Consider the following 14,420-nt stretch of genomic DNA (forward strand, 5'->3'; position numbering starts at 1 on the left):
AAATCCAAAAGGTAATGACCTGAATAGCAAGTTATCGGTGACGTCAGTTCGCTCGCAGAAAGTTAAAGCGGAGCGTTTGCCAAAGCGCTCTGCTCTCAACCCTTTGAAGCACGAAATGAAACTAGTCAATTCCTAGCCAGAATGCCGCCGGGAAGCGACGCCATATTTCAATCCTCTGGCATTGCACAAGAACATCGCCTGTCACCCGCAGTTGGTGCCGGACGCTCAGGTAAAAATGTGAGCATTGGGTATGCGCGTGTGTCGACCGATGAGCAAAATCTGCAACTTCAGATCGACGCACTGACGCGCGCAGGATGTGAGCGAATATCCACCGATCAAGGCATCTCGGAAGCCGATTTCTCTCGACCAGGTCTGGATGCAGCGCTGGATAAACTGGCTCCCGGAGATTCACTGATAGTGTGGCGACTAGATCGGCTCGGTCGCTCACAGAGCAAGCTGATTGATCTGATCACACACCTCGATAGCCGCAAAATCCAATTCGCCTCAATGATGGAATCAATCAATACCAACTCATCACGCGGAGTATTGATTTTTCATATCATGGCCGCATTGGCTCAGTTCGAGCGCAGTCTTATCAGCGAGCGTACGCGCGCCGGCACCTTCGTGACCAGGTCTCCTTGAGGGAGATTACCTGGCGTTTGGGAATCTCCAGAAACACCGTCAGACGCTATCTACGCTCAGAAAGCGTAGAGCCGGCTTATCGGGATCGACGCACTCCCAGTGCTCTTGATCAGTACGCCTTCAAACTTTCGTCCTGGCTTAAAACAGAAGCGACAAAATCTCAAAAACAGCGGCGCAGCTTAAAACAGATCCATGCTGATTTATCTGTACTAGGCTTTGAGGGATCCTACGACCGGGTTGCCGCCTTTGCGCGACAGTGGCGAGTGGATCAGTTGGATAGGGTCAATTCTGCTAGCAAAGGAACAGTGACAGAGAGGAAATGTATTTTTGATGTCGAATATCAAACAAATTAAACATTTATCCCTAGAACATGAGACGAGAGTTCAGAGTTAGAGTAATTAAGTTCAGAGTTAAAAGAAATCCGACAATTAATCCTCGCGGACAGCAATGCGGGCTTGAAAAATCAACAGAGCGTCCCTATACTTAGCACTCGTTAGGAGAGAGTGCTAACAATCTCCCCGAACTATCCAGTCACTGTGCGGCGCATCTCTATAGCAAAGCAGAACGGTGGTGTTCCACTTTGCTGCGATGTTGCTGCAAATACAAATAACCTGTTGAATCTTAAGGAGTCACATATGAATCTTCGTCCTTTGCACGATCGCGTTATCGTCAAGCGTCTCGACCAGGAAACCAAAACTGCATCCGGTATCGTGCTGCCTGACGCGGCTGCTGAAAAGCCGGATCAAGGTGAAGTGCTGGCTGTCGGTAACGGCAAGATTCTGGAAGACGGCAAGGTCCGTCCGCTGGCAGTCAAGGTTGGCGATCGCGTTCTGTTCGGCAAATATTCCGGTCAAGCAGTCAAGCTCGACGGCGTGGAATATCTGGTAATGCGCGAAGAAGACCTGTTTGCCGTAGTTGAAGGCAAGTAATTCCGGTTCAACCGGAATTACCGGACTGATCAGCGCCTGCGCTTTTAATCGGATCCGGGCACTACACAAACGAATTCACCCCTATTTTCAGGAGAATCAAACATGGCAGCAAAGCAAGTAATTTTCGGCGATGAAGCACGCGCCAAGATCGTCAACGGCGTCAATGTCCTGGCTAACGCAGTTAAGGTAACTCTGGGTCCTAAGGGCCGCAACGTGGTTCTGGAACGCAGCTTCGGCGCGCCTACAGTGACCAAGGACGGCGTTTCGGTTGCTAAAGAAATCGAACTGAAAGACAAGCTGGAAAACATGGGCGCGCAGCTCGTGAAAGAAGTTGCTTCCAAGACTTCCGACAACGCTGGTGACGGTACTACTACCGCTACCGTGCTGGCACAAGCTATCGTTCGCGAAGGCTTCAAGTACGTTGCAGCCGGTTTCAACCCTACAGACCTGAAGCGCGGTATCGACAAAGCTGTTGTCGCCATCGTTGCTGAAATCAAGACTCTGTCGAAGCCAACCACAACCAGCAAGGAAATCGCTCAAGTTGGTTCGATCTCCGCTAACTCCGACACCGACATCGGTGAAATCATTGCCAAGGCAATGGACAAAGTCGGCAAAGAAGGCGTGATCACTGTTGAAGATGGCAAGTCGTTGGAAAACGAACTGGACATCGTCGAAGGTATGCAATTCGACCGCGGCTACCTGTCGCCTTACTTCATCAACAACCAAGAGAAACAAGTTGTTGCCCTGGAAAATCCGTTCGTCCTGCTGTTCGACAAAAAAGTATCGAACATCCGTGACCTGCTGCCGATCCTGGAACAAGTCGCCAAGTCGGGCCGTCCACTGCTGATCATCGCAGAAGATGTCGAAGGCGAAGCACTGGCTACTCTGGTGGTCAACAACATCCGCGGCATCCTGAAGACTGCAGCTGTCAAGGCGCCAGGTTTCGGCGACCGTCGTAAAGCCATGCTGGAAGACATCGCTATCCTGACCGGTGGTCAAGTGATCGCTGAAGAAGTCGGCCTGACACTGGAAAAAGCTACCCTGGCTGAACTGGGCCAAGCCAAGCGTATCGAAATCAGCAAGGAAAACACTACCATCATCGACGGTGCTGGCGAAGCCATCACTATCGAAGCACGCGTCAAGCAAATCCGTGCGCAAATCGAAGAAGCTTCTTCGGATTACGACCGTGAAAAACTGCAAGAACGCGTTGCCAAGCTGGCCGGCGGCGTTGCGCTGATCCGCGTTGGTGCTGCAACCGAAGTTGAAATGAAAGAAAAGAAAGCACGCGTTGAAGATGCCCTGCACGCTACCCGTGCAGCAGTGGAAGAAGGCGTTGTGCCAGGCGGCGGCGTTGCATTCCTGCGCGCACGTGCTGCAGTCAAGGACCTGAAAGGCGAAAACGCCGACCAGGAAGCCGGCATCAAGATCGTGCTGCGCGCGATCGAAGAGCCGCTGCGTCAAATCGTATTCAACGCTGGCGACGAGCCATCGGTTGTGATCAACGCAGTCTTGGCTGGCAAAGGTAACTACGGTTACAACGCTGCCAACGGCACCTACGGCGACCTGGTTGAACTGGGCGTTCTGGACCCAGCCAAGGTTACCCGTTCGGCATTGCAAAATGCTGCTTCGGTTGCCGGCCTGATCCTGACTACCGATGCAATGATCGCTGAACTGCCAGAAGACAAGTCGGCTGGCGGCATGCCAGGCGGCATGGGCGGTATGGGTGGCATGGGCGGTATGGACGGCATGATGTAATTGCGGCGGGGCCGGTATATCCGGTCCGTTGTCCTGCTTTGAAAAGCCTGCGATGGGTAACCATCGTGGGCTTTTTCTATTGAAGCCCCCGGTTCGAGATTTTGCGTGCTCAATACAGATGCATATACTTGGCGGTTATAAAGCCATGTCTAAATGTTCCTTCCCATGTGTAACAAACGCTTATAAAATAGGCACCTACTAAAAAAACATAATGGCGGCGAGATTGTTGATGTTTATGCAATCAGCTGCCTTTTTTCATTCTGAAATGATAGAAATCAAAGCAGTCACCCAGCGCTTCAATGGCGCACGCGGGCCGGTCGATGCGGTGCGCGATGTTAGCCTTGCGATCCGCAAGGGCGAGATCTTCGGCATCATCGGCCGCAGCGGCGCCGGCAAAAGCACGCTGGTGCGTTGCCTTAACCTGCTGAACCGCCCTACTTCCGGCGCCATTATTGTCGACGGCAAAGACATGACTACGCTCAACGCAGAGCAGTTGCGCAGCGCACGGCGCGAGATCGGCATGATTTTCCAGCATTTCAACCTGCTGTCGTCGCGTACCGTCTACGACAATATCGCGCTGCCGCTGGAGCTGGCTGGCCTATCCAAGGCAGAGATTGCGAAGAAGGTCACGCCGCTACTGGAGCTGGTCGGCCTGACCGCGCTCAAGGATAGTTATCCGGCGCAAATCAGCGGCGGCCAAAAGCAGCGTGTCGGTATTGCACGTGCATTGGCCAATGAGCCGAAAGTCTTGCTGTCGGATGAAGCCACTTCTGCGCTTGATCCGGAAACCACGCGCTCCATCCTGGAGCTGCTGCGCAAAATCAATCGTGAGCTGGGCCTGACCATCGTCCTGATCACGCATCAGATGGAAGTCATCAAGATGATCTGCGACCGCATGGCGGTAATGGAAAGCGGCGAAGTGATTGAAACCGGTGAAGTGCTGGAGCTGTTCCGTTCGCCTAAGCATGAGGTGACGCGCGCCCTGATTGGCGATGTGATAGCGCAGGAGCTGCCGCAAGGCGTATTGCAGCGCCTGCGAGCACGGCTGGCGCAAAGCGACGCCGGCAGCGGCACCGATCATCTGTTCCGCTTTGCATTTACGGGCTCTGGCGTCGACCAGCCTTTGCTGTCGGAAGCGGTGCGCAAGTTCGACCTGGATTTCAATATCTTGCATGGCCAGATTGATGAAATACAAGGACAAGCGTTTGGCTCGCTAGCGATCCTGGCCAACGGCACCACTGAAAACATCCAGGCCGCCATGGCTTATCTGACCGCCCAGGGCGTCACCGTCGAGGAATTGAACCATGTCATCTGAAATGCTTGATCTGTTTTTATCGTCATTCGGGGAAACCCTGATGATGGTCGGCATCTCCGGCATCCTCGGCGCCCTGCTTGGCGTGCCGCTGGGAATTGCCCTCCACCTGACCGGCCGCGAAGGCGTTTTGCCGCATCCGATTTTCAACCGCGTTGCGGGGCTGATCGTGAATGCCGTCCGCTCGACGCCATTCATCATCTTGCTGGTAGCGGTGATTCCCTTCACCCGTTTTTTCGTCGGCACCTCGATCGGCACCGCAGCCGCGATCGTACCTTTGACGATTGCTTCCGCGCCCTTCATCGCGCGGCTGGTGGAAACCGCCTTGCGCGAGGTCGACCGCGGCTTGATCGAAGCAGCGCAGGCGATGGGAGCGACTACCTGGCAAATCGTCTACAAGGTATTGGTGCCAGAAGCGTTCGCGGGAATTGTGGCCGGCCTGACGATTACGTTTGTGAGCCTGGTAGGTTACTCTGCGATGGCCGGCGCGATTGGCGGCGGCGGGCTGGGTGACCTGGGGATACGCTATGGCTATCAGCGTTTCTTGCCTGAGGTGATGCTGCTGGTGGTAGTGATATTGATTGTGTTTGTGCAGCTGGTACAGACACTGGGCGACATCCTGGTGCGCCGCCTCAGCCATCGCTGATTGTTGAAATCCTGGACAGCTTTGCTACACAGGATTCGTCATGATTTTTGAAAGGAAGAAAATGAATCGTCGTCAATTAATACAATTTTTTGCCGGACTGAGCGTGATCGCTGGTTTCGGCGCGGCTCCTTTTGCGGCCTCGGCGCAAGACAAGCCGATCAAGATCGGAGTTACCGGCGGCCCGCACGCGCAGATCATGGAAGTCGTCAAGAAAGTGGCGGCCAAGGACGGCTTGAACATCCAGATCGTCGAATTCAGCGACTATGTGCAGCCCAACGCAGCATTGGCCGCAGGTGACCTGGATGCCAACAGCTATCAGCATCTGCCTTACCTTGAAGCGCAGATCAAGGATCGCGGATACAAGCTGGTGAATGTCGGCTACACCATCACTTTCCCGATGGGCGTGTACTCGAAGAAAATCAAATCGCTCAAGGACCTGAAAAACGGCGCGCGTATCGGCATTCCGAATGATCCGACCAACGGCGGCCGTGCCCTGTTGCTGTTGCAGACGCAAGGTTTGCTGAAGCTGAAAGCCGATGCTGGCCTGAAAGCGACGCCGCTGGATATCGCCGACAATCCGAAGAAACTGAAGATTGTCGAGATCGACGCAGCACAATTGCCGCGCTCGCTAGATGACCTGGATGCCGCTGCAATCAACGGCAACTACGCAGAATCGGCTGGCCTGGACCCGACCAAGGACGGCATCGCCATCGAAGCTGCAAAAGGGCCTTATGCCAACGTGATCGCAGTACGCGCCGCAGACAAGGACAAGCCTTGGGTAGCCAAACTGGTGAAGGCTTACCATAGCCAGGAAGTGAAACAGTACGTTATGACACAGTTCAAGAGCTCGGTGATTTCCGCCTGGTAATCGGACACCGGATATGAAAAAGCCCGCGCTGCTAATACAGCGCGGGCTTTTTTTTGTTCCCAGGAAAATCGCGTGGCCAATAAAAAACGCAATGACATTCATTCGAAGTCATTGCGTTTTCATTTGCTACCCGGCGAAATACATTACTCCGAATACCAAGGCCAAGCGCTTACTTCCACTTGAAACCGTAGCCAAGGCTTATACCGGCATTGTGACCGGTAGTGCTGACCCCGGCCCCCCAGGCGCTCATGCCGGTTTTGCTGATGGACTTGAACTGCAGAGCCAGCGCGCCATAACCCTGATATGAGCCGATACCGACGCCCACCCCCTTTTCGCCCGCATCCAGAGTCGGCATTACTGCACCCGTCATCGCCATGCTCATGGCGATGCCCGAGTAAGCAATCCGTTGCACATTCCCGATCTGGTTCTGTACGTTATTCAGCTGGGACACATTCACGGCATCTGTCGGGTTGATACCTGGCGCAACATTGGTGATACGACGCTCGCTGCCGGCTGAGCCGACCGATACTGTATTTGCCTGGTCGGCCACCGAGTAGGCGCCCAATGCAACCGAATTGTTCGCCGTCGCTTGCGCACCGGCTCCCATCGCCACGGCATCGTTACCCGAAGCCAGGGCGTTATTACCAATCGCCACGGTAGGATCGCCAGTCGCCCTGGCGTTATAGCCAATCGCGACCGAACCGGCTTGCGACGCCAGAGCCCGGAAACCTACAGCGGTCGTATTGGTGTCGGTGGCCTGTGCGTTCGAACCTATTGCCGTCGCGCCATCCTTGGTCGCCTGCGCACACAGGCCGGAACCGGTAGCGTCCACGCCATTCACGCTGCCGCAAGTCGCCGCCGTCACGTTGTTGATCGCCGTACCGGAAGTGCCACGGGTCTGTACTGTGCCATCACTATTCGCCCCACCAATGGTGGTCGCGGCAATCGTTGCACCGTTCGCGGCGGCGGCATTGGACGCATCCACCAATGGCTTCAATGCCGTCGACAAGGACGTTGCGCCGTTCGTGATATTGCTCAATCCGCTCGACAGCGAAGTGACCTGGCTCAAGCCGGTCGACAGTGACGAAATGCCTGTCGACAAAGAGGAAATGCCGCTCGAGGTCGATGAAGACAGAGACGTGACATTACCGTTGGTGGTCGACAAGCCCGTCGACAAAGAATTGACGTTCGACGTGTTGCTCGACAGACCCGTCGACAGTGAATTGATACTGCTGATGTTGGTGGACAAGCCGGTCGAGGTTGAAGTCGACAAGGAGTTGACGTTGCTGTTGGTGCTGCTCAAGCCGGTCGACAATGAATTAATGCCGCTCGTCACCGTGCTCAATCCACTTGAAGTCGACGACGACAAAGACGACAACTGGCCGAAGTTAACCGCATCTGTTGGTCGCGTACCCGCTGCAACGTTGGTAAGAATGACTGGTGCAGTAGCGCCAGCGCCTCCTAACGTAACACTCGAATGAGCAGCATTATCGTATTGAACCGAATTCGCAACTCCTGTTGACAAGGATGCGATACCAGTTGATGTCGACGTCGACAACAATGTCACGTTGCTGTTCGTTGTGCTCAACCCCGTGGACAGCGAGACGATGCCGGTCGACAGTGACGTTACATTGCTGTTGATGCCGCTCAAGCCAGTCGACAGCGAGGTCACTGTACTGTTGGTGGTGCTCAGACCGGTCGACAAGGAGCCAATGTTGCTGGCGTTGGTGCTAATGCCTGTTGATGCCGAAGTCGACAACGACGTCACATTGCTGTTGGTGGTGCTCAAGCCAGTCGACAACGAACCGATGTTGCTGGCATTGGTGCTGATGCCTGTCGATGTTGACGTCGACAACGAGGTCACATTGCTGTTGGTGGTGCTCAATCCGGTCGACAGCGAACCGATGTTGCTGGCGTTGGTGCTGATGCCGGTCGAGGTCGACGTGGACAACGACGTCACATTGCTATTGGTCGTGCTCAGGCCGGTCGACAGCGAGCCGATGTTGCTGGCGTTAGTGCTGATACCGGTCGATGCCGACGTCGACAGCGATGTCACGTTACTGTTGGTGGTGCTCAGGCCAGTCGACAGCGAACCAATATTGCTGGCGTTGGTGCTGATTCCCGTCGAGGTCGACGTCGACAACGACGTCACATTGCTGTTGGTCGTGCTCAGGCCGGTTGACAGCGAACCAATGTTGCTGGCGTTGGTGCTGATCCCTGTCGATGCTGAAGTCGACAACGATGTCACATTGCTGTTGGTGGTGCTCAAACCAGTCGACAACGAACCGATGTTGCTGGCGTTCGTGCTGATACCTGTCGATGTTGACGTCGACAGCGAGGTCACATTGCTGTTGGTCGTGCTCAGACCGGTGGACAAGGAACCGATGTTGCTGGCGTTGGTGCTGATCCCAGTCGAGGCTGAAGTCGACAGCGAGGTTACGTTGCTGTTGGTGGTGCTCAGACCGGTCGACAGCGAACCGATGTTGCTGGCGTTGGTGCTGATACCGGTTGAGGTCGACGTCGACAGCGACGTCACGTTGCTGTTCGTTGTACTCAGACCTGTCGACAGCGAACCGATGTTGCTGGCGTTGGTGCTGATGCCGGTTGAGGTCGACGTCGACAGCGACGTCACATTGCTGTTGGTCGTGCTCAAGCCGGTCGACAACGAACCGATGTTGCTGGCATTGGTGCTGATCCCAGTCGAGGCTGAAGTCGACAGCGATGACACATTGCTGTTGGTCGTGCTCAAGCCAGTCGACAACGAACCGATGTTGCTGGCGTTGGTGCTGATCCCTGTCGAGGTCGACGTCGACAACGACGTCACGTTGCTGTTGGTCGTGCTCAACCCAGTTGACAACGAGCCGATATTGCTGGCATTGGTGCTGATCCCTGTCGATGTCGACGTCGACAGCGAGGTCACATTGCTGTTGGTCGTGCTCAAGCCGGTCGATAAGGAGCCGATGTTGCTGGCGTTGGTACTGATGCCGGTCGAAGCCGATGTCGACAGCGACGTCACGTTGCTGTTGGTCGTGCTCAAGCCTGTGGACAGCGAACCAATGTTGCTGGCGTTGGTGCTGATGCCGGTCGAAGTCGACGTCGACAGCGAGGTCACATTGCTGTTGGTCGTGCTCAAGCCGGTCGACAACGAACCGATGTTGCTGGCGTTGGTGCTGATGCCGGTCGAGGTCGAGGTCGACAACGACGTCACGTTGCTGTTGGTCGTGCTCAGACCGGTGGACAAGGAACCGATATTGCTGGCGTTGGTGCTAATCCCTGTCGAGGTTGACGTCGACAGCGAGGTCACATTGCTGTTGGTGGTGCTCAAACCAGTCGACAGCGAACCAATATTGCTAGCGTTGGTGCTGATCCCTGTTGATGTCGAAGTCGACAGCGACGTTACGTTGCTATTGGTGGTGCTCAAACCAGTCGACAGCGAACCGATATTGCTGGCGTTGGTGCTAATCCCTGTCGAGGTTGACGTCGACAGCGAGGTCACATTGCTGTTGGTGGTGCTCAAACCAGTCGACAGCGAACCAATATTGCTAGCGTTGGTGCTGATCCCTGTTGATGTCGACGTCGACAGCGACGTTACGTTGCTATTGGTGGTGCTCAAACCGGTCGACAGCGAACCGATATTGCTGGCGTTGGTGCTGATGCCGGTCGATGTCGATGTCGACAACGACGTCACGTTGCTGTTGGTCGTGCTCAATCCGGTCGACAGCGAACCGATATTGCTGGCGTTGGTGCTGATGCCGGTCGAAGTCGATGTCGACAGCGATGTCACGTTACTGTTGGTGGTGCTCAGGCCGGTCGACAAAGAACCTATATTGCTGGCGTTGGTGCTGATGCCAGTCGAGGCGGACGTCGACAGCGAAGTCACATTGCTATTGGTGGTGCTCAAACCAGTCGACAGCGAACCGATATTGCTGGCGTTGGTGCTGATGCCGGTCGATGTCGATGTCGACAACGACGTCACGTTGCTGTTGGTCGTGCTCAATCCAGTCGACAGCGAACCGATATTGCTGGCGTTGGTGCTGATGCCAGTCGAGGCGGACGTCGACAGCGACGTCACATTGCTATTGGTCGTGCTCAAACCAGTCGACAGCGAACCAATGTTGCTGGCGTTGGTGCTGATCCCTGTCGATGTCGAAGTCGACAGCGAGGTCACGTTGCTGTTCGTTGTACTCAGACCTGTCGACAGCGAACCGATGTTGCTGGCGTTAGTACTGATGCCGGTCGATGCCGAAGTCGACAGCGAGGTCACGTTGCTGTTTGTCGTGCTCAGGCCAGTGGACAACGAACCAATATTGCTGGCGTTGGTGCTGATCCCTGTCGAGGTCGAGGTCGACAACGACGTCACGTTGCTGTTGGTCGTGCTCAGACCGGTGGACAAGGAACCGATATTGCTGGCGTTGGTGCTGATGCCGGTCGAAGCCGATGTCGACAGCGACGTCACGTTGCTGTTGGTCGTGCTCAAACCAGTCGACAACGAACCGATGTTACTGGCGTTGGTGCTGATCCCTGTGGAAGTTGACGTCGACAGCGAGGTTACGTTGCTGTTGGTGGTGCTCAGGCCGGTCGACAACGAACCGATGTTGCTGGCGTTGGTGCTAATCCCGGTCGAAGTTGAAGTCGAGAGCGACGTCACGTTGCTGTTGGTGGCGCTCAGACCGGTCGACAACGAACCGATATTGCTGGCGTTGGTGCTAATGCCCGTTGAGGCGGACGTCGACAGCGAGGACACATTGCTATTGGTGGTGCTCAAACCAGTCGACAATGAACCGATGTTGCTGGCGTTGGTGCTGATGCCAGTCGATGTCGAAGTCGACAACGACGTCACATTGCTATTGGTTGTGCTCAGGCCAGTCGACAGCGAAGTAATACCGGTCGACGCCGAGGTCGACAATGAAGTCACGTTGCTGTTGGTCGTGCTCAAGCTACTTGAAGTAGACGACGATAAAGATGACAGTTGGCTGAAATTAACGGCATCAGTTGCGTTCGCCCCAGGTGCAACATTAGTGAGGGTAACTGGAGCTGTAGCACTTGCACCGCCCAGCGTGACGCTTGTGTGACTAGGACTATCATATTGAACTGAATTAGCAATTCCAGTTGAAGCCGATGTCGACAAGGAAGTCACATTGCTATTAGTGATGCTCAGGCCCGTCGACAGTGAAGTGATACCGGTCGATGTCGAGGTAGATAACGAAGTCACGTTGCTACTGGTGGTACTCAAGCCAGTGGACAACGAAGTGATGCCAGTCGAGGCCGAGGTAGATAACGAAGTCACATTGCTATTGGTGGTGCTCAGGCCAGTCGACAGCGAAGTAATGCCAGTCGAGGCAGATGTCGACAACGAAGTCACATTGCTATTGGTCGTGCTCAAGCCAGTGGACAACGAAGTGATGCCAGTCGAAGCCGAAGTCGACAAGGAAGTCACGTTGCTATTGGTGGTGCTCAAGCCAGTGGACAACGAGGTGATGCCGGTCGAGGCAGACGTCGACAAGGACGTCACATTGCTATTGGTCGTGCTCAGGCCAGTTGACAACGAAGTGATACCAGTCGAGGCCGAGGTAGACAACGAAGTCACGTTGCTATTGGTGGTGCTCAGGCCAGTCGACAACGAGGTGATACCGGTCGAAGCCGAGGTCGACAAAGACGTGACGTTGCTATTAGTCGTGCTCAGGCCAGTCGACAACGAGGTGATGCCGGTCGAAGCAGAGGCCGACAAAGACGTCACGTTGCTATTGGTGGTGCTCAGGCCGGTCGACAACGAAGTGATGCCGGTCGAAGCCGACGTCGACAGTAAAGTCACATTGCTGTTAGTCGTGCTCAAGCCAGTCGACAGCGAAGTGATGCCAGTCGACGCTGATGTCGACAACGAAGTCACGTTGCTATTAGTCGTGCTCAGGCCAGTCGACAACGAGGTGATGCCGGTCGAAGCAGAGGCCGACAAAGACGTCACGTTGCTATTGGTGGTGCTCAGGCCGGTCGACAACGAAGTGATGCCGGTCGAAGCCGACGTCGACAGTAAAGTCACATTGCTGTTAGTCGTGCTCAAGCCAGTCGACAGCGAAGTGATGCCAGTCGACGCTGATGTCGACAACGAAGTCACGTTGCTATTAGTCGTGCTCAGGCCCGTCGACAGCGAAGTGATGCCAGTCGAGGCCGATGTCGACAAAGAAGTCACATTGCTATTGGTCGTGCTCAGGCCAGTTGACAACGAAGTGATACCAGTCGAAGCTGAGGTCGACAAGGACGTTACGTTGCTATTGGTGGTACTCAAGCCAGTCGACAACGAGGTGATACCAGTCGAAGCCGAGGTCGACAAGGAAGTCACATTGCTGTTGGTCGTGCTCAGGCCAGTAGACAACGAGGTAATCCCGGTCGAGGCAGAAGTCGACAACGACGTCACATTGCTATTGGTCGTGCTCAGGCCGGTCGACAACGAAGTGATACCAGTCGAGGCCGAGGTCGACAACGAAGTCATGTTGCTATTGGTCGTACTCAAGCCAGTCGATAGCGAAGTGATACCGGTCGACGCAGAGGTCGACAGCGAGGTCACATTGCTATTGGTGGTGCTCAAACCAGTCGACAGCGAGGTGATGCCGGTCGAGGTCGACGTCGACAAGGACGTCACATTGCTATTGGTCGTGCTCAGGCCGGTCGACAACGAAGTGATGCCGGTCGAAGCCGAGGTCGACAAGGAAGTAATCCCGGTCGAGGCAGATGTCGACAACGAAGTCACGTTGCTATTAGTCGTGCTCAAGCCAGTGGACAACGAGGTAATGCCGGTCGATGCCGAGGTCGACAGCGAAGTCACATTGCTATTAGTCGTGCTCAAGCCAGTCGACAACGAAGTGATGCCGGTCGACACCGAGGTCGACAGCGAACCGATTTTGCTGGCGTTGGTGCTGATACCAGTCGAGGCCGAAGTCGACAAGGAAGTCACGTTGCTATTGGTCGTACTCAAGCCAGTGGACAACGAGGTGATGCCAGTCGAGGCAGATGTCGACAAGGAAGTCACATTGCTGTTGGTCGTGCTCAGGCCGGTCGACAACGAAGTGATACCGGTCGAGGCTGAGGTCGACAACGAAGTCACATTGCTGTTCGTGGTACTCAAGCCAGTGGACAACGAGGTAATGCCGGTCGATGCCGAGGTCGACAACGAAGTCACATTGCTGTTCGTCGTGCTCAGACCAGTCGACAATGAAGTGATCCCAGTCGAGGCAGAGGTCGACAACGAAGTCACATTGCTGTTCGTCGTGCTCAGACCAGTCGACAATGAAGTGATCCCAGTCGAGGCAGAGGTCGACAACGAAGTCACATTGCTGTTCGTCGTGCTCAGACCAGTCGACAATGAAGTGATCCCAGTCGAGGCAGAGGTCGACAACGAAGTCAGCTGGCTGACATTCACAGCATCGGTATTCGCTATACCGGCAGCTACACTAGTTAATCTCTGACCATTCAGGCTTAAACCATTGATGACCGAGCCTGTACTGTTTACATTGATTTGCCCACCAATGGAAATGCTCGTGGGGTCAGTAGCACTAGTCCCCACGCCCGGCGTGTAGAAAAGGACCCGGTTGGTCTGGGTTGTGGCATTGCTAATGCTGCAACCCGCATTGAGGGCAACCTGAACAGTTCCACCGTCCGCAACCTGGCTACAGGAGGTGTCGTTGTTGTCATTCACGTATATGCCGCCCCCGGCATAGGCTGCGCCGGGCAGCAAAAACTCAGCAAGCGCTATCGATGCAGCCGCAACCGCAGCCGTCTTTGTGCTGCTGCGTTTGCCACGCGCTTTTGCATTTTCGGACACAGCGATCCAGGTACCGAGTGTTTCGTTATAGACGGTGCGGTAAATTTTATTCATGGTTGGCTTTATACAAAAGTAAATGCGGCTTGCAATAAGGGATCCGATGGATCGCGCGGAAACTGCTAACGGAAAAGACTAGGCGGAAAATAAAAAGCGACTTGCGGAGAGCAAACGCTGCGCGGTTCCAAGGGAAAATGCGATGCCTACAAAAAAAACAAGGCTGGAAAGCCGCGTCAATTTTTGTTTTGCAATGTTAAAAATCACACTACAAGCCAGCGATGGCTCAATGCTTGTCACTTGATGCAATTTGTTCATATTCCCCCCTGGAAAATTAAGCGTTGCTCCAACCGCAAAGAACTCTTTAATCGCATCAAAGGTGACGGAATCAATTAAACGGGTCTATTTCTTCCCTACTGCCGCTTTACATTGAAGAGCTCTGATAATTCATGAGACAG

Annotated in this window: 7 protein-coding genes and 4 pseudogenes; 8 read left to right on the plus strand and 3 right to left on the minus strand. The window is 54.6% G+C overall.

Annotation, left to right across the window (positions count from 1 at the left end):
- Window positions 1-237 precede the first annotated feature (237 nt).
- The 8 genes and pseudogenes from LT85_RS21085 to LT85_RS27705 all read left to right on the plus strand — a co-directional run.
- Window positions 238-618: pseudogene (locus LT85_RS21085) on the plus strand (recombinase family protein); the annotation flags it as partial.
- Window positions 570-947: pseudogene (locus LT85_RS27225) on the plus strand (hypothetical protein); the annotation flags it as partial. The pseudogenes LT85_RS21085 and LT85_RS27225, both read left to right, overlap by 49 nt.
- 330 nt (window positions 948-1,277) lie before the next feature.
- A complete protein-coding gene (gene groES, locus LT85_RS21090) occupies window positions 1,278-1,571 on the plus strand; it encodes a co-chaperone GroES (RefSeq protein WP_038492898.1) in 294 nt (97 codons plus the stop codon).
- 102 nt (window positions 1,572-1,673) lie between these two features.
- The gene (gene groL, locus LT85_RS21095; protein WP_038492901.1) at window positions 1,674-3,326 is read left to right on the plus strand and encodes a chaperonin GroEL; all 1,653 of its coding nucleotides are present in this window, start codon (window positions 1,674-1,676) and stop codon (window positions 3,324-3,326) included.
- A 265-nt stretch (window positions 3,327-3,591) separates the two neighbouring features.
- The gene (locus tag LT85_RS21100) at window positions 3,592-4,641 is read left to right on the plus strand and encodes a methionine ABC transporter ATP-binding protein (RefSeq protein ID WP_038497078.1); all 1,050 of its coding nucleotides are present in this window, start codon (window positions 3,592-3,594) and stop codon (window positions 4,639-4,641) included.
- Window positions 4,631-5,284 (plus strand): methionine ABC transporter permease, encoded by a 654-nt coding sequence (locus LT85_RS21105; RefSeq protein WP_038492903.1) that lies wholly within the window; start codon window positions 4,631-4,633, stop codon window positions 5,282-5,284. Before LT85_RS21100 ends, LT85_RS21105 begins: the two co-directional genes overlap by 11 nt.
- Before the next feature lie 61 nt (window positions 5,285-5,345).
- A complete protein-coding gene (locus LT85_RS21110) occupies window positions 5,346-6,152 on the plus strand; it encodes a MetQ/NlpA family ABC transporter substrate-binding protein (RefSeq protein WP_038497081.1) in 807 nt (268 codons plus the stop codon).
- Between the two features lie 13 nt (window positions 6,153-6,165).
- Complete coding sequence (locus tag LT85_RS27705; RefSeq protein WP_437177276.1) at window positions 6,166-6,459, plus strand: hypothetical protein; 294 nt, start codon at window positions 6,166-6,168, stop codon at window positions 6,457-6,459.
- Here the strand turns inward: LT85_RS27705 and LT85_RS27625 are convergent.
- The 3 genes and pseudogenes from LT85_RS27625 to LT85_RS26795 form a co-directional block, all read right to left on the minus strand.
- Window positions 6,429-13,629 (minus strand): annotated as a pseudogene (locus tag LT85_RS27625) (ESPR-type extended signal peptide-containing protein); the annotation flags it as partial. The gene LT85_RS27705 and the pseudogene LT85_RS27625 sit on opposite strands and share 31 nt — an antisense overlap.
- 270 nt (window positions 13,630-13,899) lie before the next feature.
- Window positions 13,900-14,022 (minus strand): annotated as a pseudogene (locus LT85_RS27710) (ESPR domain-containing protein); the annotation flags it as partial.
- A 78-nt stretch (window positions 14,023-14,100) separates the two neighbouring features.
- Complete coding sequence (locus LT85_RS26795) at window positions 14,101-14,280, minus strand: hypothetical protein (RefSeq protein ID WP_156117608.1); 180 nt, start codon at window positions 14,278-14,280, stop codon at window positions 14,101-14,103.
- Window positions 14,281-14,420 lie beyond the last annotated feature (140 nt).

Source organism: Collimonas arenae (assembly GCF_000786695.1).
Taxonomy (GTDB): Bacteria; Pseudomonadota; Gammaproteobacteria; order Burkholderiales; family Burkholderiaceae_D; genus Collimonas; species Collimonas arenae_A.